Origin of the sequence: Levilactobacillus yonginensis, from assembly GCF_964065165.1 — a bacterium.
GTDB lineage: Bacteria > Bacillota > Bacilli > Lactobacillales > Lactobacillaceae > Levilactobacillus > Levilactobacillus yonginensis_A.
The window spans coordinates 1656785-1677789 of the sequence record NZ_OZ061549.1; the positions used below are offsets into that span (position 1 = coordinate 1656785).

Here is a 21005-nt window from a genome sequence, read left to right on the forward strand (position 1 = left end):
CAGTGGCACCTCCCTCTTTAACCTCTTTTTAATCAGTATACGAGAAGAACTAATACAGGTCTATGCACGCTCCATCTTTTACTCAAAATGCGTAATCATTCTTCAAAAAAATGCGTTGCCTGGTTAGACAACGCATGCTTGTTCCACATGAAACAACTTTAATTCAACTGTTCTCGGCGACGCATTCCCCAAACATTGGGTAGAATGACCGCTGAGATAATAATCACGACGCCGACCATCTGTAAGCCGCTGACCGTTTCTCCTAATAGGATAAAGGCAACTGCAATGGATGATGGCAGTTCCAATGATGACAGGATTGGGCCAATTCCCAATTCCAAATATTGCATAAAGATCGAATAGGCAACCAACGGAAAAACCATCGAGAAGAGGGCAATCAAAATTCCCCATTTAATCGTATCTCCAGTAACCGGTGCCGTTGCAATCTGCGGTCCCCAAACAACTGAAATTAAAAGGAAAGCACCCACACACAATAGCCAAGTCTTGCTTAAGGGATCCAAGTTATTTCCCAGACTGGCCGTAAACTGCATTGTACAAGCATAAGCACACGCCGCTAGGAAGCTAAAGAACAGGCCTAACGGTGATAAGGCACCCTCAATTGGGAAGAGACCAGCCGCCAAAACCGTGCCTACTAAAACGAGGACGATACTTAAAACCTGTAATCGCGATGGCCACCGATGGTGAATCAGTGATCCCAACAAGACAGACAACCAAACCGCCTGCATCAACATGACCGCCGCTGCAGCTACTGACACCAATTTTAAGGCCTGTATATAGAACGTATTGGTAAAGCCAGAGGCCGTTCCTGCCGCAATCACCAACAAGATTTGTCTCCAATTGGTGTGTTGATATCGCAGCCAGCGCCGCCGCGCAACGTGAATGATTCCTAAAATAATAACCGCACTGAGAAAGGACCAGAACAGCAGCGGTCCATTGACGACGCCCTCACGTCGCGCAATTTTGAACAATGACGCCGGAATTCCAAAACTAACGGCGCCCAGTGCCACGAAAATTGGTGCTATTTTTTTCAAACAAATCACTCCAAAGATATGTATGCCTATTAAACCTATCGTTTCCATTATACATCTTATGAATGCTCGAAAACGGCCAAGCAAAAAGGCACCAGATTCTCATCCAATGCCTTCTCAGTTAAAATCTGTAGTTTACATGACCCATCATTTTCTTATTGCGGTCCGACTTGTGGCGCGTAAAGTATCGGACTGAGTAAGGTGCAGCGGGCTTGTAATCGTCCGCAAAATTCATCAACACGGCCTGGCGTTTGCCATGAATTGTCCGTTTGACGCGTTTATTCGACAATACTGCATCGGTACCGCTAACTCCCCAAGTGCAACCGTTTTTCCCATTTGAGACGTAAAGTCGCTTACCTTTGAGAGTATTTTTAGTACCATTGTAATTCGAATACACCGAGTGTTTTTTCACGATAAACGTCGTGTGATTGCCGTACCAGTGTCCCCGGTAAGCCCGTGGAATCGCCCGACTAGCACTAGCCGATACTGGTGACTGCAGCATTCCCAGTCCAATTCCAACACCCACTAATAATGCCACTACCATGACCGCTTTTTTCAACTTCATTATGTATCGTCTCCTAAATTATTTAAAAATCATCGCGAAGCCGCTCATTCCCAAAGAAACGGTTAGCATACTTCTTCGCGGCACGTTTGCTGTGATAGGCGTACCCATCGGTCCAAGCCTTGGCACCACTTGCCAATTGCAACGTGTGATACGTCTTACCATTGAGTCGATGGGCAACACCACGATAGTAGTCCCCGGCGCCAGCTCCCTGGGTCCAACCGTACGTCCACGTCCACTTTTCGCCATCAATTTTAAACGTTGTTCCATAGATCCAATTACGATGCCGCCGGCTGCGAAAATTAGTGCTCGCTGTGACCTTCTTAGGGTGCAAATGCCATGTACCCGCTGCGCCACTGATTTTCTTGGCCGTAATCTTGACGCGATAATACCTGCCCCCTGAATAGGTATACCACGTTCCCCGCATACGTTTGGGAAAAGTCCTGATTGTGTAGCGGGTCTTCGCTGCTGCTACCTGCTGCGTCCCTAGTGTAACTGCCGCCGTTGACACCGTCACCGTGGCTAATAGCAAGGTGACCATCCGTTTCATGTTCATCTGTCGCTCCTCCGATTTCAACTGATAAAAAGGTGATATCCCCTAACCATTCTCATTCTAAACTACCCCTGCTGACCTTTCAACGGGTTATCAATCAGATTAATTCTGAGGGTCGTAAGAGAACCCTGTCGCCTTAAGACTGTAGCACTTTATTATTAACCAAAATTTGTTATTAATAACAAATTAAATACTAGAATACAAAAAATTGGGCTAAAACTTGACACCGTCGAAAAGTCTTAAAATAAATGGCCTGGATTAAAGATGGCTAAACTCAACACGTATAGTGCCCAGCCACCGGCTAACCACCGCCAATTTAAGCTGATGTTCACCGCCAAGCCTTGCCACCAACGACGAAAGTAGGCCCTGTTGACACTAAACGGGATTGCCAGCTGCGTTTTACGAGCCAACAACGCTAGATAGAATGCGGCGACGCCTAGCCCCAAGATAAAGGCTAATCGTAGGACAGCCACCGCTAAATTCCCTTGTAAAAGTGCCAAAACTAGTTGTAATCCAGCACCAGTCAGCGATGCTAAATTCCACATGACCGGTATTACCAACGACCACTGCCATGGAATCAGTGAAAAGGCCCCATACCAAAATAGTAATTTACAGCCGCTCCACGTCGCATGAAGGACCGACGGCCAGGTCAGGCCAAACGCCGTAATCACGTTCACGCTGAAAAAATGCGTTGCCAGTAGCCACAGGCAGATCACCAAAATGGCAACACACCACGCCGCTAACAGCTGAACCACCAGCAGCGGCACCTGAAACAATTTAGTTAACTTCGTCTGTAACGTCTTCAAGCTTAACCGCCCCTTCGTTTCGCCTCAGTCCGTTTCTCAGCCAACAACGCCGTTAACGTTGCCTTCTCATTCGTCGTTGTGTGTCGCAACGACTTAATCTTCTGAACGGTCCGTTGCACAACTGGCAGAGAAAATTCCGTCCGCAGCAGCTGGTAGATTGTGGCCTGTTGATTAGGAAAGGCCGCCGCCAGTAACCAGGCCTGGCCCATCTGCACGTAATAGTTGGCGCTGTCTACGCTCACCGCTAATTGTAGGGCAACCTCAGTGAATTCGGGTGTTAGATAGAATTTCAGGAGAAACACCAATCCGGTCCGCTGAAACCATGGATTGCTGGACTGCAGGTAACGTTGAATCACGGTCAAAAACTCCGCCCGAAACGCTTTGACCTGTTTAAAATGAATCACCATATCACACACCGACCAGTTGTCCGCCTTGGAAATGTAAGCGTCGCATAGCTTCGTAAAGTAAGCAACATCCAGCGGCAGTCGGCTCAGCACATACCCTTGAACGATAACCGCTTCATAATATTCTGTCCCAGCTACTGCTAAAAAATCATGCGGCATCCCCTGACTAATCGCCACCCCGAGTGTCTGTAGCGTCTTCATTGGGATTCCCAATAATGGTCGCTCAGTCGCCACAATCTTAGCGCTCCGATCCCGGAAGTGGTCATCCCCCAAATCCCGTAAGTCTTGCAAGAATTCCTGATAAGTTGCCGCCGTCCACACCGTCGTGGTTAACTCCATTTGACGCCATCTCCCCGCACTATTTTCTCCAATTATCGCACACGGCCGGTGCTTTGGGGAGATATCATGCCAGGATGTTTCACATGAAACAATCCTTAAATATCCTTGACTTCATTCTTGCCACGTGCGATACTAGCTCCTGGTGCCAAACCAAGGTGGGGGTACGCGATCGGTGCGCAAGCATTCCGAAGGTCGCCGCACCTCACCACTGACAGCTCTACGCTCTGCGTAGGGCTGTTTTTTTGTCTATTTTTAGACCAGAAAACGCCGACACCCCCAAGGTATCGACGTTGTTACGCTACTTTTTAATTAAGAATTGCTTGTTGGCTGTAATGACGTGACCATTTGTCAGCACTAACCGGGTCCGTTGACCATGAACCTTAATTGACTTAATTTTTAACACGTGCCCCTGCTTAACGTGTTTAACCCGTTGACTCTGCTTAAACGCCAGGTGTTGATACTCGTAAAGACCACCTCGGCTGATGACCCGAACTTTCCCGGGATTCTTCTGGTAGTAAAGTGCCGCCACTAGCTTCGAATTGGCAGTCACGTAACCACCCTTGACCCGGTAGCGCAACGTCCCATGCTTGGAGTAAGCAACGCCTAACACCTTAAACGTCACACTCTTAGTCCGTGGCTTAGCGCGATAGTGCCGAACGCGTTTCGTCAGATTGGCATCCCGATACAAGTTAACCGCTGTTTTAGCATAAATTTGCGTCGGAAAATGCACGGTAACTGGCTTAGCGGGACTCGTTGTCGTAACGGTTGGCTTCTTCGTTGGCGTCGTAGATTGCGCTGGCGTACCCGTAGCCGGTTGCTTTTGATCATCCAGGAACTTCAATTGGCCCTGCTTCTCGAAGAGATCACCCATTGCCAAGAGTAATCGGTCTTGACTCGTAGCGGCCTCAAATTGAATTCCTAATGGCATCTGGTTCCCACTAACGTAGGTTGGCAAGCTGATGGCCGGTTCCCCAGTCATGTTAGCCAATTGGGTAAATGGCGACTTGCTCAAACCATGCAACCAGGCATCGTAAATTAATTGCATCTGATCCTGACTGTCTAACGAAGAAATGTCACGCATCTTCTCAACGTATTCCGGTAAGTAGGCCGGATCGGTGTTACTAGGCGCGGTAGTCGCCGTGGTTGGCGTTAGGTACAACGCATATTTTTGATGGAAGTCGGCCATCTGCTGCTTGGCCGTGGCAACCTCCGTCTTATAACTTGCCTGATCATCCGAAGTCAGCTTCTTACTAGCCTCGAACAACGCGTAAGTCATAATACTACCGTCATCTGGCTCTAGGTCCCGTTTGAAGGCGGATCGGGCAAACGAATTCGCCGCAAATCCACTGGACGTGGCTCCCTTGTAGTAAGCCTGCATCAACGCTTTACCGTCCACTGGGCTGTCCGCCTGCTCCACGTTGAATCCCTGGGCCTTCAAGAACGAAACACTACGCATCACTGCATTCACCGCATCCTGACTCACCGGCGTACCCACGGGTGATTTTGTCGAGTACGCAATCTTTACTGATTTCAAATCCTGCGGTACAGCATCCGCGGTCACCTTGCCACTGAGCATGTTGTCAAAGAGCGTCTGGGTATCCTGCATGCTCTTGGTTTCCGCAAAACTGGCCATACTGCTGCTTGCACTATCACCTTGAATCATCCCCGCAGTCGGCTTCAACCCAATGACCCCCGACCAGGAAGCGGGAATCCGCAGTGACCCACCAGCATCGTTTCCGGTTGCCAGTGGCACCATATCATCGGCAACACTAGCCGCTGCCCCACCGGAGGAGCCACCAGGATTATCACTCGTGTTCCACGGATTCTTAGCAGCACCGTAGAGTTTCGAGTCCGTAATATTGGTCAATCCCAATTCAGGATAGTTCGTCTGACCGATCACTATGAAGCCTAAACTCTGTAGCTTTGTGACAAATGGCCGCGTGTAGCTTGCCACCCGGTTGCTGGAATAAGGCAACCCTTGCGTGGCGGGCTCCCCTTTCAATTCCTGCGCCAGTCCCTTGATCAAGACTGGTACGCCATAGAATGGCTGGCCGGTATCCTTCAGTGCTGCGGCTTCACTATAGGCTGCGTCCTCCCGCATGGTCAGGACCGCGTTGAGTTGTGGATTGTCCTGCTTAACTTTGGCCAAAGCTAACTGAATCAGCTGTTGGCTGGTCACTTTGCCAGACCGCACCATCTCAGCCAGCTGAGTGGCCGTCGCGTGCTGGTACTGAGCCTGGGTCAGCGTCTGACTCCCAGTCGGCGTGGCCGTTGAAACGGTCGGCGTCGCAGTATCGCTGGCAAAGGCTGGTAAAGTAACACCGGTTCCTCCGAGAACCAGAGCCACAATTGCCGTTACTAGAATGAGTCGCTGTTTAACGTGTTGAAAGGTTAGTTGCTTCATGAAAACTCCTCCTACAATGTGCAAACTTCCCCTCCAATACTACAAGACTTGGACTTGTTTGAAAACGCTTAATTTGGCGTTTTTATAAGTACAAATTTATAGACTTAATTATACGATTATTATCTGCAAATGCTAATAGCCCAGCCCATCAGAAAAGAACCCGCATTACCCGCTAAATTCATGTCACCAATCCTATTTTTCGACCATCCATTACTCACTAATCAACAACATTAGTAATTACTAAATAGACACACCCATTTCGTCACAGAATTAGCTATTTTTAAAAAAATATTTTTTTTAAAAGGGGCCCGTCTTCGTGAAGACGGGCCCCTTAGCTTGCTATTCACATTACTGAGCTGATTTCGGCCAAGCCCAAGGATCTTCCCGCCACTGTTGTAGTGACGTAAACTCGGCCGGTGTCATGTTACCCTGTTGCCGCGCGACCGCAATCAAGGCGCTATACGTGGTCAACGGCGTCAGCGTCAGGCCAGCCTGTTGAAAGTTGACCACACTATCTGGCAATTCATACGAGAAAATGGCGATAACCCCCAACACCTTGGCGCCCGCTGCTTGCACGGCCTTGGCGGCAGCTAAGACACTGCCTCCGGTTGAAATTAGATCATCGATCAGGACGACCCGTTCTTCCGCGGAAATCTGCCCTTCAATCTGCTTGCCCTTACCGTGGTCCTTAGGCTTAGCGCGCACGTAGTTCATCGGTAAGTTTAACCGGTCCGCAACTAACGCCGCATGGGGGATTCCGGCCGTCGCCACCCCGCCGATCACCGTCGCTTCCGGATACTGTTCCCTAATCAACGCCGCTAACCCATCCGCAATGGCTGATCGCACTTGCGGGTACGCAATCGTCTTACGATTATCCGTGTAAATGGGAGCCTGCATCCCGCTAGCCCACAGGAATGGGTGGTTTGGGGCCAAGGTGACCGCCTGAATGTCTAAGAGGTCCGTTGCAATTTGCTGGTCAATTGTCATTATTTCCGCTCCCATTCTTGTAAAATCTGCTGGTACGCAGCGACTGGATCACTGGCCTGAGTGATGGACCGGCCAACGACGATCCCATCACTGCCCAGCGCAGCTGCTTGAGCCGGGGTCACCACCCGTTGCTGGTCGTTGGGGTCATCCGTTGCGAGTCGAATCCCGGGATTGATACAAAGAAAGTTGGGACTCGTGGCTGCGTGAATTTGCGCGTCTTCCAAGGCAGAAGAAATGATCCCATCCGCCCCGTTGGCGTGCGCCAATTGGGCCAAATGAGTGACCGCAGTGGTCAGATCCGCTGTGACTAACTGCTCCGTTTGCATCTGCGCTTCAGAAGTGGAGGTCAGCTGCGTGATGGCCAATAAACTGGCTGGCTGGACGCCCGCCAGTTCACTCCCACGAAGGAGTCCCCGTTTAGCCGCCGCAATCATGGTCGCGCCACCAGCCGCATGAACCGTGACCATAGCCACTCCCTGCCGTCCCAGCTGGACCATCGCCTGCTCGACCGTGTGAGGAATGTCGTAGAGCTTGAGGTCTAGGAACACGCGTAGTTTACGGGCTTGCAGCTCCCGTAAAATCTGGGGGCCAGCGTCATAGAAAATTTCCATGCCCACCTTGACCATTAGCTGATCCTGATGTGGAAATTGATCGAGAAACTGGAAAACCTGAGGCTGATTTTGAAAATCTAACGCAATAATTACGGGTCGCATCGAATCCACCTTTCTCTCAAAAAAACCGGGTAGCCTGCAACGGGCTACCCGGTTTTAGCCATCCCCAGTATCTCCACTGAGGGCGGTTATCCGTTCACCTTTTTAGTCTCACAGGGCTAAGTTAAAGTTGATTTTGATTGAGTTTACCTTAGACTGGCAAAAACGTCAAGCCGTATAATTAAATTAATAAGCGCCTGAACGGTTGCTTTTTAGCGAGTATCATGGCACAATACTAACAACACCCCGGGAAACCGGCAAAAATAACGAATGTCAGAGAACATTCATTTTGGAGGAAATTGAATATGGAGAACACTATGCACGACCGCGCGCTTAGCACCCACCAGAAGTGGACCATCGCTTCAACTTCAGCAGGATTTGCCTTGGAGAACATGGACGTTATGTTTCTATCCTTCGCACTTTCATCGATCATCGCCGATTTACATATCAGCGGTGCCCAAGCTGGCTTGATTTCATCGATCACGAACCTGGGTATGCTAGTGGGTGGCATTTTATTTGGAATTTTGGCCGACCGCTTTGGCCGCGTCAAAATCTTCTCGCACACCATCTTCATTTTCGCCTTCGCTACGGCGGCCATGGCCTTCGCTAGCAATATTCACCTGATTTACCTGTTCCGCTTTATCGCCGGCATCGGCGCCGGTGGTGAGTATGGCGTTGGAATCGCTCTGATTGCCGAAAACTTTGCGCACAACAAGATTGGTAAGATGACCTCCCTCGCCGCCATTGGTGGCCAGGTGGGCGCAATTCTGGCCGCCGTTGCCGCAGCCTTCATCATCCCCACGCTGGGTTGGCAAGCCCTCTTCGTCTTCGGGCTGATTCCAGTCGCCCTGACCTACTTCATTCGGCGACACCTGCACGAAAGCGATGAATTCTTAGCCGCTAAGCGTGCACCCAAGGCCGACCGCCAACCCGTTCAGATTCGTTCACTGTTCAAGACACCACAGCTGGCGTACCAAACCTTGGCGCTGATGGTCATGGTGATCGTTCAAATTGCCGGTTACTTTGGCCTGATGAACTGGTTACCCGCCATCATGCAACAAAAGCTCGGCTTGACGGTGGCCGGCTCGTCCGTCTGGATGATTGCCACGATTGTCGGCATGAGCATTGGGATGCTAACGTTTGGGAGTATCCTCGACTACTTCGGTCCCCGGCGGGCATTCGGTATCTTTCTAATTGCCAGTGCCATCGCCGTCTTCAGCATTACGCTGGCCTTTAACCAGTTCACACTGGTCCTTGCTGGCGCCGTTATCGGATTCTTCTCTAACGGTATGTTCGGGGGTTACGGCGCCGTCATCAGTCGCCTCTACCCAACGGAAATTCGTTCCACGGCCAACAACGTTATCGTCAACGTTGGTCGAGCTATCGGGGGCTTCTCCTCCGTCGCTATCGGCTTTCTGATGGACCACTACAGTCTGGTCGTGGTCATGGGCTTCCTGTCCGTGCTCTACCTAATCAGCTTCACGGTCATGCTGACGATTCCTAGTTTCCGTAAGCTTGGCCAAGTCAACGAGGCTTAAACTTCAAAATTACACGTACGCCCCAACCTGGTTAGGAACTTTCCACCGGGCTGGGGCGTTTTTGCATCAATTATTGGTATACTAATGGGACAAGCACCTCGAGAAAGAAGGTCCCGGCACCATGAAAATAATCATTGCTCCCGCCAAGAAGATGGTGGTCGACACGGACACGTTTGGTTGTGACGGCTCCCCCCAATACCTGGCCCAAACCCAACAGATTCTGGTAGCGCTCCGGCAGTTATCCTACGCGGAAGCCAAGGCACTCTGGCACTGCAGCGACAAGCTCGCACAACCCAACTATGATTGGCTACAAAAACTCGACTTGAACCGCCAGCTCACCCCAGCCATCCTGGCGTTCTCCGGCATTCAGTACCAGTACATGGCCCCGGACTTATTTACGGCACCAGCCTTGGATTATATCCGCCACAATCTGCGAATCCTATCTGGCTTTTACGGGATTCTCCGACCGTTTGACGGCATCGTACCCTACCGTCTGGAAATGCAATCAAAGCTTCAGGTGGCGGGCGCCAAGACCCTCTATGCATTCTGGAGCGACCGCCTTTACCAGGCGCTAGCAACTCCACCCACGGAACCCATCATCAACTTAGCCTCCCAGGAATACGCCAAGACTATTCGGCCCTACCTCCAGCCAGGGCAGCGACTCGTTACGGTCGTTTTCGGCAGTCTGGTCGACGGTCACGTGAAGACCAAGGCTACACTAGCTAAGATGGCGCGGGGCGAAATGGTGCGGTTCTTGGCGGAACACCACGTGACCGATATCCAAGATGTCACCACCTTTGATCATCCCGATTGGGCGTTTGATGCGCAGCGGTCAACTAATGATCAGTTGGTCTTTATCTATCAGAAATAAACTAGCAGGCTTCTGGTGCGCACCCTTTCAAATATAAAAAGACGAATCTGAGATTTTTCCCAGATTCGTCTTTTTTATTTCACAACTGCCATAACTAACTTCTTATTCGCTGTCACATAATGGCCATTTGCCAAGACGAATCGCGTCGCCAAATTGTGATGGCTGATACCCACCACCTTAAGCTGGGTTCCCTGCGCATAGTGACGAACCTTCCCCGTCAGACTCACTGTCTGATAAGTATTCAGTCCCGATTTGCCAATGACTGTCAGTCGTTGCACCTTCTTTTGATAATAAGCTGTCGTAACGTAGCCGGTCTTAGCCGTGATGTAGCCAGTCTTCCCCGCCGTTCGACTATGTTGATTGACGTCGCGGACCTGATAACGTAGGCGCCCCGCTTGAGACCGGCCGTAACCAGTTACAACAAACATGGGCCGGTCGGTGCGTTTGGCTTTCACGTACTTGGCTACCCGATTCTTCACCGTAAACGTTGGCTTGCGGTAAAGATACAACGTCTTGCTACCATAAACGGCCTGTTGCTTAGTCACGACTGCCTGGGGCGCCGCCAAAACTTTCAGGGTGACCGTTAGTTTTTTACCATTGGCCGCCGTCAAGACTACAGAATAGGTCCCCGGTGTTTTCAACTTTGCTTGAGACAGATCCACACTAACTGGAATCTTTTCGCCTACCGAATTCGTGGCCCGAGCATTAAACGTATCGGCCGTCACGCTCTCACCCGCAGTAACCGTTGCGGTTGGGGCTGCCGTCAACGTCGCCTGGTCAGCCACACTGGGTTTAGCGTATTTAACCGTTGTCGTGTAAGTTCCTGCCTTGGTAAACTTTAACGCCACCTGTGACTGACTAGGAACGTAACCCGGAACGGACGGACTCTTAATCGTAACATCCGCCATGCCGGCGTAGCCAGTTACCTGTCGGCTTTTGGCAGCTGTCTTACCATCTGGAAGAACGTAATTGATGGTGTCGGTCACATCATTCTTAACTAGTGGTACATAAAAGGCTTCCCCTTCGTAATCATTACCATCCTCTAAACGTTGAGGGGCGACATTTTGTGACAGCCGTGTCTGATAAGTCTCCCAACTTATTGACGAATTTTTAAATGCTCCCTGATATTTCGTAATTATATCGTCAACCTCAGCTTGACTCATATCCGCCGTTCCTGTCTGAATACGTAACTGTACGAGAGCTTCCTCTGGTGTTAAAACATTATTTGTAGCTCCAAAAAGGACCTCAATCATCCCACTAAAATCGTACCCTACCTGATCTTTAGCTAGCTTAAATGCGTCACCGTAAGTCAAGCTGGCTACATCTTCCTCCGGGAGGGTTACGCTAGTTGAGCCACCAGCCACTTTGTCTTCCGGATCATTCATTTCTTGCGTATAAATATCAAAGCTAACCGTCACGTCAGCCGCCTTAGCTGTAACACCATCATGCATTTCGTTCGTTGCCATCAAACTAAATAACGACACCCCAACAACAATCATTATAAAATGCCACCAATTTCTATGCATAGCCATTACCCCCATAATGTTGTTCCTGTGTTCACTAATCTAGGGTTAGTATAGCACCAGCGTAATCGCTTTCATATCTTTTCTTTTATCCCTTAATCTCCGCCAAGAACCCCTGCATTCCCCGAAGATTGAGCGTCACGATGCGCTCGCGAAACGCGGCTACTGACAGGTCTAACTGACCAGTGATGTACAGACGAAATAACGTGAGGGTATTGTCGATCAGAAAGGCCACAGCGAGTTTGGCATCCGTCGTATTCAGACCGTAGTCCGTTTCAAAACTAGCCGCTAACCCCGCTGCTACTCGGTATTTAACCCGCCGCGAAAGAAAACTATAATCATCCGAATTTAGAATGAACGTGTAGAAGGTCGGGGCCTCCTCAAAGAAGGCGTCCAGCCGGTCAAACCAGACCCCCGGATGGTGCAACGGATCATGATTAGCCGGTTCCCGTAGTAGCAACGCTAACAATTGGTCCGCAATCTCCGCCGTAAAACTATCCGCCAAGTCATCGATCGAGTCATAGTGCAGGTAAAACGTCTTGCGGTTAATATTAGCCTCATCCGTCAACTGCTGCACCGTCAGCTCACGAAAACGATACCGCTGCGCCAACTTTCTAAATGCTGCTCGCAGTGCTTGGTTAGTTCTGATAACGCGTCGATCAGTCATGGTATTCCTCCAGTTAGACCCCAGATGTGGCAAAAGTGTGGTTTACTCCTCAGGTTGCCACCTTTTGTTGTGGACGCCTGGTTCCCAAGTCCTTATCCTTTAACCACACGTGAGGCATAAAATATTTGCTCACAGCATACCACAGTTCAAGGGGGAATCACCGATGATTCGAGCCGAATGGCGTTATTTAATTAAACATAAACTGTTATTAGTTGTCTTGATTGTGATCATGTTGATCCCATCAATCTACGCAGTCACCTTTTTAAAATCCATGTGGGACCCCTACGGCAAGCTCGCCGACCTTCCCGTTGCCGTAGTCAATCAGGACCACCCCGTCACCTATCAGGGACAACACCTCGCTGCCGGTCAAAGCCTAGTTCACAATTTAGCGGACTCCGATGCCATGAAATTCACCCCAGTTGGCAGTGAGGTCACCGCCAAGCACGGCCTGCAGCACGGGAAATACTACATGGTCATTACCGTCCCCAAAAACTTCTCGCACAACGCCACCACCTTGATGCAACGGGCACCACATAAGATGGTCCTGCATTATGAAACCAGTGCTGGCCACAATTTCACCGCCGCTAAAATGACCACCACGGCTGCTAAAACTGCCGCCCAGTCCGTTGGCGATACGGTCACCCAAAGCTACGCCAAGACCCTCTTTACCAGCATCAAACAACTCAGCGCGGGGTTCTCGACCGCCGGAACTGGCAGTCATAAACTGGCAACTGGGAGCCAGCAGCTCACCAGTGCCGAACGCAAAATTAGCCGGGGCCTCAACAATTTAGCTGCCAGCAACGTTAAATTGACCAACGGTGAAACCACCATCACCACCAAATTAAACGACTACGTCACGGGCGTAAAACAGGCCCAAACTGGAAATCAGAAAATCAGTACCGGCCTCGATCAGTTACTCAGCCAATCCCACCAACTGGTGAGTGGCCTCGGCCAGCTCCAGAATGGTAGCGAGCGTTTAGCAACCGGTGTGGCCGCCTACACGCAAAGCACCAGCAAACTCAACGCTGCCAGTGGCCAACTCACACGGGGCAGTCATACCGTGCAGAACGGCACGCAAACCTACGTCGCTGGTGTACACACTGCCAACACTGGTGCCCAACAGCTTAAGGGTAATCTAGCAAAACTAGCGGGCAGCACCCAGACGCTCGATACCAGTGTGGGGCAATTGGCAGATGGTAGTCAGCAACTGGCAACCAATTTTGACCAACTCGCCACCGGATCCGCCGCCCTCACTAGCGGTCTACAAAAGGTCCAAGCCGGATTGAAAACGTCGCAAGAACAACAGGCCGCCCTCAAGCAAGCTGCCGAAAAATTGGCCACTAGTTCCCAAAGTTCCGCGACGGTCAAAACCGACGCCACCGCCCTTGAAGCCGCGCTAACCACCTTGGCAAACACGGACAGCGGCGCTCTCCAATCCAAATTAGCCAGCACCGCTGATGCGCAAGGATTAACCGCCTCGCAAAAGACCGCTATGCTAAAAGCGGCTGACGACAGCACTAGCAGCTCTGTTGGTACTGCACAGAAGGCTGCCAAACAGCTCAGCAGTGATTTGACTGACCTGGACACCAATACCGCTGCAGTCCAGCTGCAAAAGCCACTGGCCACGGCCACTAGCGCGCAGGATACACTAACTACCGGTATCACCACCCTGACCACCAACGCCCAGTCGCTGACGACTGGCCTGCAGAAGGCCAACACTGCCCTCACCAGCTTGGATAACGGTCTCCAAACGCTACACCAACAAACAGCGAGCCTGGCCACTGGAACGGCTAACCTCGCAACCGGTGCCGATAGTCTGGCAACGGGGGCGGCCCAGCTGAATCGTAGTGGCTCGAAACTGACGACTGGTACGGCTAAATTAGCGACTGGTGCCATCCAACTCGCAGACAGTAGTCAAAAACTAACGGCACAAAATACCACCCTAACCAACGGGGCTACTTCGGTTGCCTCTGGTCTCACCACGCTCAATAACCAGACTCCCCAGCTAACTGCCGGCGTCACCGAATTGGCGGACGGAGCAACCACCCTAAACACCGGTCTCACCAAGTTGGCCACCGGCGGTCCTCAACTGACGGCGGCCTTGCAAACAGTCACTAACGGGAGTGGCCAAGTTACTGCGGGTGCGCAAAAACTGGCAACTGGTGCGGGTCAAGCCACGACCGGAGCTACCCGGGTCACTGCGGGCAATGCGAAGCTGGCCAAATCACTCAACACGGCGGGGCGTAAGGCAGCCGTGCACCCGTCCCAGTTGACCTACCGTCAATTTGCTAAGCCAACCACCACCCAGCACAGTGACCACGACGACGCCCCGGACAACGGGACAGGAATGGCCCCGTACATGATGTCCGTCTCCCTCTTTGTGGGAGCACTAGCCTTCAATCTGATGTTTGACATGTACACTCCACGTAAATACCCCCGGAGCGGTTGGCGGTGGTGGTTAGGCAAAGCCTCCATCATGGGTGCCTTCGTTCTAGGTGAAGCTCTATTCATGACGGGACTCATGGCAGCTATTGATGGTCTGGCCCCCATCCACCCGTGGTCTACGTTCCTGATGTTAGTCATCACCGGTGCGGCGTTCATGAGTATCGTCTACTGGCTGAATCTTGTTTTTGGTAAACCAGGGGCCTTCTTTAGCATGGTCCTCCTGGTCCTCCAGTTAGGCGGAGCGGCTGGCACCTACCCAATCCAGCTGACCAACGGCTTCTTCAAGACTATCCATCCTTGGTTGCCAATGAGCTACTCAGTCGCGGGGCTACGTGAAACACTGATGATTGGGGACTCCGCTCTGACAGAAATGAGCGTGCTCCTGCTGATTGCTTTAGTATTCTCGGGTATGGCCGTCTTGTTCTACGCGCGCCGCCACGGCCGGATCAACGCCATGGATATTCCGGAAATTTAGCTCCTACTCTTACTAACGAAATTCAGCTGAGATTTGTCACCCCTTTTTGAGGAAATAGTGATCGATTTTCACTACAAAAACGCACGGATACCGCTAATACTAGCTGGAATTCGTGCGTTTTAACGTAATTAACTAAAGGCTGAAAGTTCGAAAACTGTTATCGAGTCAAAAATCGGCTAACACCGTCGACACGGCCGGCTTCACCTCTGACCGCCTCCGGTTAAACGGATTCTTGAAACCAAAGCTAGTTTAACTACCTGGATAACAGCACTTACGCAATATTATTGACGCGCCACTAGGTAACCGAGAGTGAGTCAAATTTGGACTAAGCCGTGGGATTTTTAAGTGATTTTCTTAAAAATGGCGACTTGAAGACGTGCTTTGCGGCTTCAAGCGAGGGGCAAGACCGCCCTTTGGCTTGTCCCGTCCTTCCCACCGCGTTCCAGTCCAAATTTGGCGAACGGTAAGGCGGTAATTTCCCACTATATCTGACTAAGCCTTCATCTTCCAAATCTAATTTTGATCAGCTAACCAACGCGTCAACCGTGCAAGATAAGCCGGTGTTTCGTCAATAAACGCCATGTGGCGGCTGTGAGCAAAGAGTGTCCACTCCGCGTGTTGTAAGTGATCGACCATGGTTTTGGCTACCAGTGGCGTACACAAATCATTGGTTCCACTCGTCACCAAGGTTGGCGTCGTCAACTGCGTCAATTTCTCTGTGTAGTCGTAGCTCTTTAGGGTGCCAGTCGGGAAATACTCATTAGGCCCCCAGGCCGTCTCATAGGCGACGGTGCCACTCTGTTTCGGTCGTCGAAGGAACTCGGGAGAATCCGCCGTCACAGGTCCCGCGGCATGGGCTACCAGGTAACGGTTGTTAGCCGCCAGGTAGGCGGCACTGGTGAAATCACCCGTGGCTTCGGCTAGCTTGATGGCTTCCTGATCAGCAGGCGCCATAAACCGAATCATGCGGTGCTGTTCCTGAGCCCACAACTTAGCCGAGGACAGTGTGCTTGCCAAAATTAAGCTCTGGATACCAGCCGGCTGATAGTCGCACAGGTAAATAATGGCCAGCATCCCACCCCAGGATTGTCCCAGCAAATGAACGCGATCGAGGTGCAGATAGTCGCGGAGAGCCTGCAACTCGGCCACCCAGGTTTCTGCTTGCCACAGACTGGTATCCGCTGGGTGCGACGATTTCCCACATCCTAATTGATCGTACATGACCACGGGCCGCCCCGTCTGTTCTGCTAATTCATCGAATGCCTCGAAATAATTGTGCGTCGACCCAGGGCCGCCGTGCAGCAGCAACAAGGGCGTTAATCCACTCTTCAGATCACCCACCACGCGATAGTACGTTTGATACGACCTGAAGGGCACGTAACCCTCTTGAATTTTCATTTTACCGACCTCACTTTTAGGTTCATTATACCCACTTACCTGATCGTTCTAAAGACCTTCATTGTTCCACATGAAACAAAACGGACCTGGACTTCCGTCTAGCTCCGCTTCGTATTTCCAAATTTAAGTCGCTGCCGTGTTTCCCAAGAACCCGTCAACTGCTGGCGTTTAACAATGTCGATCATAGCATTCAATCCAACTAAGCCTGGTGCAACGCCACTAATCGGCCACGTACCCACCAGTCTGGTAGACCCACCGGGAGCTCACCCAACACCCGACCAATCGTCCAAATAATCGACTTGTTCGGGCGAATTTCCGCGGCAATCAATTTGTCCCAGAAATCGGCTGGCACGCCCAGTGTGTGACCATTGACCATCACGCGCAATGGTGCATTTTCCGCTACCTGCTGCGCCCACTCGTCACTCAACGCCAGACGTTCACTGGCAGGCACATCAGTCGCCCCATCAAGGAACGCCAAAGCTGCGTCGCCGTCCCATTCAGCCAGGCTCACCAACTGCTGAATTGCAGTCGGTGACCCACTCGTAACCCGTTCCAGGGGAACCTTGACCTGTGTCAGTTGGTTGGGCACATCTTTCATCAGCGAACATACCCACATGAAACCTAGCCGGTCATCGGGATGGTCACTCCACCACACGCGAATCGCATCGCCCCGGTCAATGGCCGCTTGCAGCTGCCCGATTCTTCGTTGCACCGTTTGGGCCAGTTCGGTGGCCGTTTCTGTTCCCTCTAACTGAGCTTTCATTTGCCAGAAATCGGTTGATTCTTCCGTCAGCCGCCCTAAGTCGCCGACCTGCAAGTCTAATTGCAGGCCAACTACGGATCGTTGTAGGGCACCCGCCAAGGCGTTGCCAAAGCTTTCATTAAAGACGACGTCCATCATCCTACTCCCCCATCAGTTTTTAGTTGCGCTAAATCCGCCGCCGAATAGGCATAATCCACGTGCGCCATCCCCGGCACCTCGTCCCACGGAACCGGGTAACCGGCCCCGTGCGCACAGAATACAGAGTCCGGTGTATTGGGGAGGTCGGCCACTGGTGCATAATCCTGAGCCGCGACCACTTCGTCAGCGTTATGGCAAGGCCGGTAACCATCAATCAAACATTCCAATTGACCCTGCCCGTGCGTATAGGCATTGACTGCCTGCGCGTAGTCCTGCATTTCTGAAACGGGGGCGACCCCCGTCAACGTTGCCAAGCCGCTATCTCCGGCCGTGTCTGGCGTATCAAAACTGCCAGTCATCTTTTGAATGTCCGTCATCGCCCGACCGACTTGGTCTTGCCCAACCTCAAGTCGGAAGCGATACCACGGCTCGAGGAGCTGGTCGCCGCCCTGATTTCTAAGCATCATCAACCCCTGCCGAACGGCGCGCCAAGTGGCCTCACGAAAGTCGCCGCCGACCGAGTGAACGATACTGGCCCGACCAGTTACCAAGGTGAGTTTCACGTCGGTAAGCGGTGCACCGACCAAGACTCCCAAGTGTTCCTTGGCCCGCAAGTTACTGAGCACCTGGTGCTGCCAATTCTTACCTAAGACTTCTAGTGAACAGTCGGCCGCAATTGTCACACCGCTACCACGTGGTGCTGGTTCCATCAAGAGATGAACTTCGGAATAGTGCCGCAGCGGTTCAAAATGACCGACCCCTTCGACCGGTCGCGTGATTGTTTCCTTGTAAAGAATGCTACCTTCACCGAAACCTATGTCCAAATTGAACCGATCCCGTAAAATTTGTTGCAGGATTTCCAGCTGAACGGCCCCCATAATCTGCACGCGAATCTCTTGGAGTTGGCTCGACCACGCTACGTGCAGTTGTGGATCCTCGTCTTCCAACTGGCGTAGAATCGTCAAGCAGTCGTGAATGTCGTGGTCCTTAGGGTCTAACGTGTAGGTCAAGACTGGTTGAATCTCCGGCGTCCGACCATCAGGTTGCGTGCCCAATCCCTGTCCCGGATGGGTGTCCGTTAAATTTGGAATAGCGCAGACGTCGCCTGCCGTCACCGTTTGTTTGACCACGTATTTCGTGCCATCGTAAACGCGCAGTTGGTTGACCTTCTGCTCACCCAACAATACTGCCTTAGTCGCTAATTGACCACCAGTCAGGCGTAACCAAGTTAATCGTTCGCCCTTATCATGGGAGATTTTAAAGACCTGCGCTCCAAATTCAGCCGGGTAAGTTGGTACTTGCGTCCACTTGTCCAATCCCGCCATCAAAGTGTCTATGCCATTTAATTTCAGTGCTGCTCCAAAGTAACACGGGAAGACCTGCCGCTGTTGGATCATGCCGCGAATCGTTTCATCACTCAGTTCACCCGTGTCCAAATACTGTTCCAACACGGTATCATCCTGCATGGCGATATCTTCGGCCGCAGCGGTCGCATCATCACCAAACGCAATACAGCCCGCCGAAAAGACAGTCTGTAACTCAGCCAATACCCGATTGCGGTTGGCCGTGTCTGCATCCATTTTATTCACAAAAATAAACGTGGGCACTTGATAGTGCTCCAATAATCGCCAGAGAGTCCGCGTGTACCCCTGAATACCATCCGTGGCGGAAACCACTAGAATAGCGTAGTCCAGGACGCTCAAAACTTGTTCAGTCTGTGAAGCAAAGTCCACGTGACCGGGAGTATCCAGCAGGGTCACGTTCAGGTCGCCGTGCGTAAAGCTGGCCTGGTGAGAAAAAATGGTAATTCCGCGCTGTTTTTCGAGGTCGTCGGGGTCGAGAAAGGCGTCCCCGTTATCGACCCGTCCCAGTTGACGCAACGCACCAGACTGATACAACAGGCCCTCGGATAGCGTGGTCTTGCCTGCATCAACGTGGGCAACGATTCCCGCTACAATGTGTTTCATGGTTAGTTGGCTCCTTTAGAGGTTAAGTAGTTTTTGAATAAATTAATAAATCCAATTAGTCTTAATTATCATACCATCCCTACTCTTACTAACGAAATCCAACGCCCATTTGTCACCCCTAACTACCAAAAAACTGCGGAAACCGTTGTCCGTTCCCGCAGTTCGTTAACTCAAGCTAATTTAAACCGGCGACTGCACCCCAGCGCCAACGCAATGTACAGGAGTGAAATCACCGTAAGCACCCAGAACATCCCCTGGTAGGCCACCGCTTCGACGACCCAACCAAGGACCACAGCGCCCAATCCCATCCCCAAATCGTAGGAATTAAGAAACATTCCAGTCGCCGTGTCCCGATTTTCCAGCGTGGTTTGCTTGAAGAGCCAGGCCTGCAGCGTCGGGTAAATGGCCCCATCGGCCACACCATAGAACACACCCGCCAGTAACAGTAGCCAATTACGATCAATCAAGGCAATCAACACCATCGCAATCGTCAGCAATACCGTGCTCACTAACAGAATCAACCGTGGCCCCTGCCGGTCAAACGTGTGCCCGACGATGGGCCGAATCACGACCCCCGCAATCGCCGCAATGAAGAAGAACCCGGAGATACCGGTCAGATGCTGCAGTTGGGCGTAAATTGGCGTGAAGGTCATGACGCCGCTCATCAACACTCCCAGGATGAAAACCAGCCCACATTGGGGCAAAAACCGCCGGTCAAAGACCGGACCAGTCGCTGTAGCCTTGACCGGCGCCTGTTCGGCCGTCGCCGTTCCCAGAATCGTAACCATCGCCGCAAATAAAATGACAATGCAGGCCAGGAAAAACGCCGAAAATCCGAACCGGTGAACCAGGGCCAAAGCCAGTAATGGCGCCAGTGAGGCCGTCACCATAGTGCCGATTCCGAAGTATCCCATCCCCTCACCGATCTTCTGATTGGGTAGTTCATCGGCAGCGGAGGTGGCAAAGTACGTGGTCGTGATGCCATGTCCCAGGCCGTTGAATAGCCGCAAGAGTACTAATAATCCAAAACTGCTCAACAGAGGGTACCCGACCGCCGCCAGTAGATAAAGCAAAATCCCCACGACGAGCAACACCTTTTTACTAAAACGTTCGGAAAACCACGGCACGAACAGCCGCGTTACCAGCGCAGCGAACATGATGGCGCCCACGAAGACCCCAATTTGAGCGGGAGAAAGGCCCAATTGCTTCCCGTACAACGGGAGGACGGGCACCTGCATGTTGTAAACCATGAACAACAGGGCGTTCCCAATTAAAATTAAGATGAAATTACGACTCCAATACGATTCCTTCACGCGTTGCGCTCCTCCCCGAAAGACAAAAAAGGCCAAATAAGATTAAATGAATAATCTTATCTGGCCGTAACCCTCCGATGCTCAGCGAGCACCTTA

At 51.5% G+C, this 21005-nt stretch carries 17 protein-coding genes; 3 read left to right on the plus strand and 14 right to left on the minus strand.

The window, feature by feature from the left end:
• Positions 1-158 precede the first annotated feature (158 nt).
• The 8 genes from AB3Y94_RS07925 to pyrF all read right to left on the minus strand — a co-directional run bounded on the left by AB3Y94_RS07925 (position 159) and on the right by pyrF (position 7814).
• Positions 159-1049, minus strand: a complete 891-nt coding sequence (locus AB3Y94_RS07925; protein ID WP_367295750.1) for a DMT family transporter — start codon at positions 1047-1049, stop codon at positions 159-161.
• 118 nt (positions 1050-1167) lie between these two features.
• Positions 1168-1611 carry a hypothetical protein gene (locus AB3Y94_RS07930; RefSeq protein ID WP_367295751.1) on the minus strand — a complete coding sequence of 148 codons (444 nt, stop codon included), beginning with the start codon at positions 1609-1611 and terminating at the stop codon, positions 1168-1170.
• Between the two features lie 22 nt (positions 1612-1633).
• Positions 1634-2164 carry a hypothetical protein gene (locus AB3Y94_RS07935; RefSeq protein ID WP_367295752.1) on the minus strand — a complete coding sequence of 177 codons (531 nt, stop codon included), beginning with the start codon at positions 2162-2164 and terminating at the stop codon, positions 1634-1636.
• A 236-nt stretch (positions 2165-2400) separates the two neighbouring features.
• Positions 2401-2967 (minus strand): hypothetical protein, encoded by a 567-nt coding sequence (locus AB3Y94_RS07940; RefSeq protein WP_367295753.1) that lies wholly within the window; start codon positions 2965-2967, stop codon positions 2401-2403.
• A 2-nt stretch (positions 2968-2969) separates the two neighbouring features.
• Positions 2970-3710 (minus strand): DNA alkylation repair protein, encoded by a 741-nt coding sequence (locus tag AB3Y94_RS07945; protein WP_367295754.1) that lies wholly within the window; start codon positions 3708-3710, stop codon positions 2970-2972.
• A 298-nt stretch (positions 3711-4008) separates the two neighbouring features.
• Positions 4009-6114, minus strand: a complete 2106-nt coding sequence (locus tag AB3Y94_RS07950) for an amidase family protein (protein WP_367295755.1) — start codon at positions 6112-6114, stop codon at positions 4009-4011.
• A gap of 348 nt (positions 6115-6462) precedes the next feature.
• Complete coding sequence (gene pyrE / locus AB3Y94_RS07955) at positions 6463-7104, minus strand: orotate phosphoribosyltransferase (protein ID WP_367296497.1); 642 nt, start codon at positions 7102-7104, stop codon at positions 6463-6465.
• Positions 7101-7814 carry an orotidine-5'-phosphate decarboxylase gene (gene pyrF, locus AB3Y94_RS07960; protein WP_367295756.1) on the minus strand — a complete coding sequence of 238 codons (714 nt, stop codon included), beginning with the start codon at positions 7812-7814 and terminating at the stop codon, positions 7101-7103. Before pyrF ends, pyrE begins: the two co-directional genes overlap by 4 nt.
• Before the next feature lie 302 nt (positions 7815-8116).
• On the opposite strand from pyrF, the gene AB3Y94_RS07965 reads away from it, so the two are divergent.
• Both AB3Y94_RS07965 and yaaA read left to right on the plus strand, forming a co-directional pair.
• Entirely contained in the window at positions 8117-9349 is a 1233-nt protein-coding gene (locus tag AB3Y94_RS07965; protein ID WP_125691626.1) for an MFS transporter, read from the plus strand.
• Between the two features lie 121 nt (positions 9350-9470).
• Positions 9471-10220: a peroxide stress protein YaaA gene (gene yaaA, locus AB3Y94_RS07970; RefSeq protein ID WP_367295757.1), complete on the plus strand. Its 750-nt coding sequence runs from the start codon at positions 9471-9473 to the stop codon at positions 10218-10220.
• Positions 10221-10294: 74 nt separating this feature from the next.
• Here the strand turns inward: yaaA and AB3Y94_RS07975 are convergent, their stop codons facing one another.
• Together AB3Y94_RS07975 and AB3Y94_RS07980 are read right to left on the minus strand one after the other, a co-directional pair.
• Positions 10295-11746, minus strand: a complete 1452-nt coding sequence (locus tag AB3Y94_RS07975) for a DUF5776 domain-containing protein (protein ID WP_367295758.1) — start codon at positions 11744-11746, stop codon at positions 10295-10297.
• A gap of 85 nt (positions 11747-11831) precedes the next feature.
• Complete coding sequence (locus AB3Y94_RS07980; protein WP_367295759.1) at positions 11832-12410, minus strand: TetR/AcrR family transcriptional regulator; 579 nt, start codon at positions 12408-12410, stop codon at positions 11832-11834.
• Between the two features lie 163 nt (positions 12411-12573).
• Here AB3Y94_RS07980 and AB3Y94_RS07985 point away from each other — a divergent pair, with 163 nt between their 5' ends.
• A complete protein-coding gene (locus AB3Y94_RS07985; RefSeq protein ID WP_367295760.1) occupies positions 12574-15330 on the plus strand; it encodes a YhgE/Pip family protein in 2757 nt (918 codons plus the stop codon).
• 513 nt (positions 15331-15843) lie between these two features.
• Here AB3Y94_RS07985 and pepI read toward each other — a convergent pair.
• The 4 genes from pepI to AB3Y94_RS08005 all read right to left on the minus strand — a co-directional run bounded on the left by pepI (position 15844) and on the right by AB3Y94_RS08005 (position 20909).
• Complete coding sequence (gene pepI / locus AB3Y94_RS07990) at positions 15844-16728, minus strand: proline iminopeptidase (RefSeq protein ID WP_367295761.1); 885 nt, start codon at positions 16726-16728, stop codon at positions 15844-15846.
• A 199-nt stretch (positions 16729-16927) separates the two neighbouring features.
• Positions 16928-17629 (minus strand): DUF1835 domain-containing protein, encoded by a 702-nt coding sequence (locus AB3Y94_RS07995; RefSeq protein WP_367295762.1) that lies wholly within the window; start codon positions 17627-17629, stop codon positions 16928-16930.
• Positions 17626-19596: a GTP-binding protein gene (locus AB3Y94_RS08000; RefSeq protein ID WP_367295763.1), complete on the minus strand. Its 1971-nt coding sequence runs from the start codon at positions 19594-19596 to the stop codon at positions 17626-17628. The genes AB3Y94_RS07995 and AB3Y94_RS08000 overlap by 4 nt, the downstream gene beginning before the upstream one ends.
• A gap of 170 nt (positions 19597-19766) precedes the next feature.
• Positions 19767-20909, minus strand: a complete 1143-nt coding sequence (locus tag AB3Y94_RS08005; protein WP_367295764.1) for an MFS transporter — start codon at positions 20907-20909, stop codon at positions 19767-19769.
• Positions 20910-21005 lie beyond the last annotated feature (96 nt).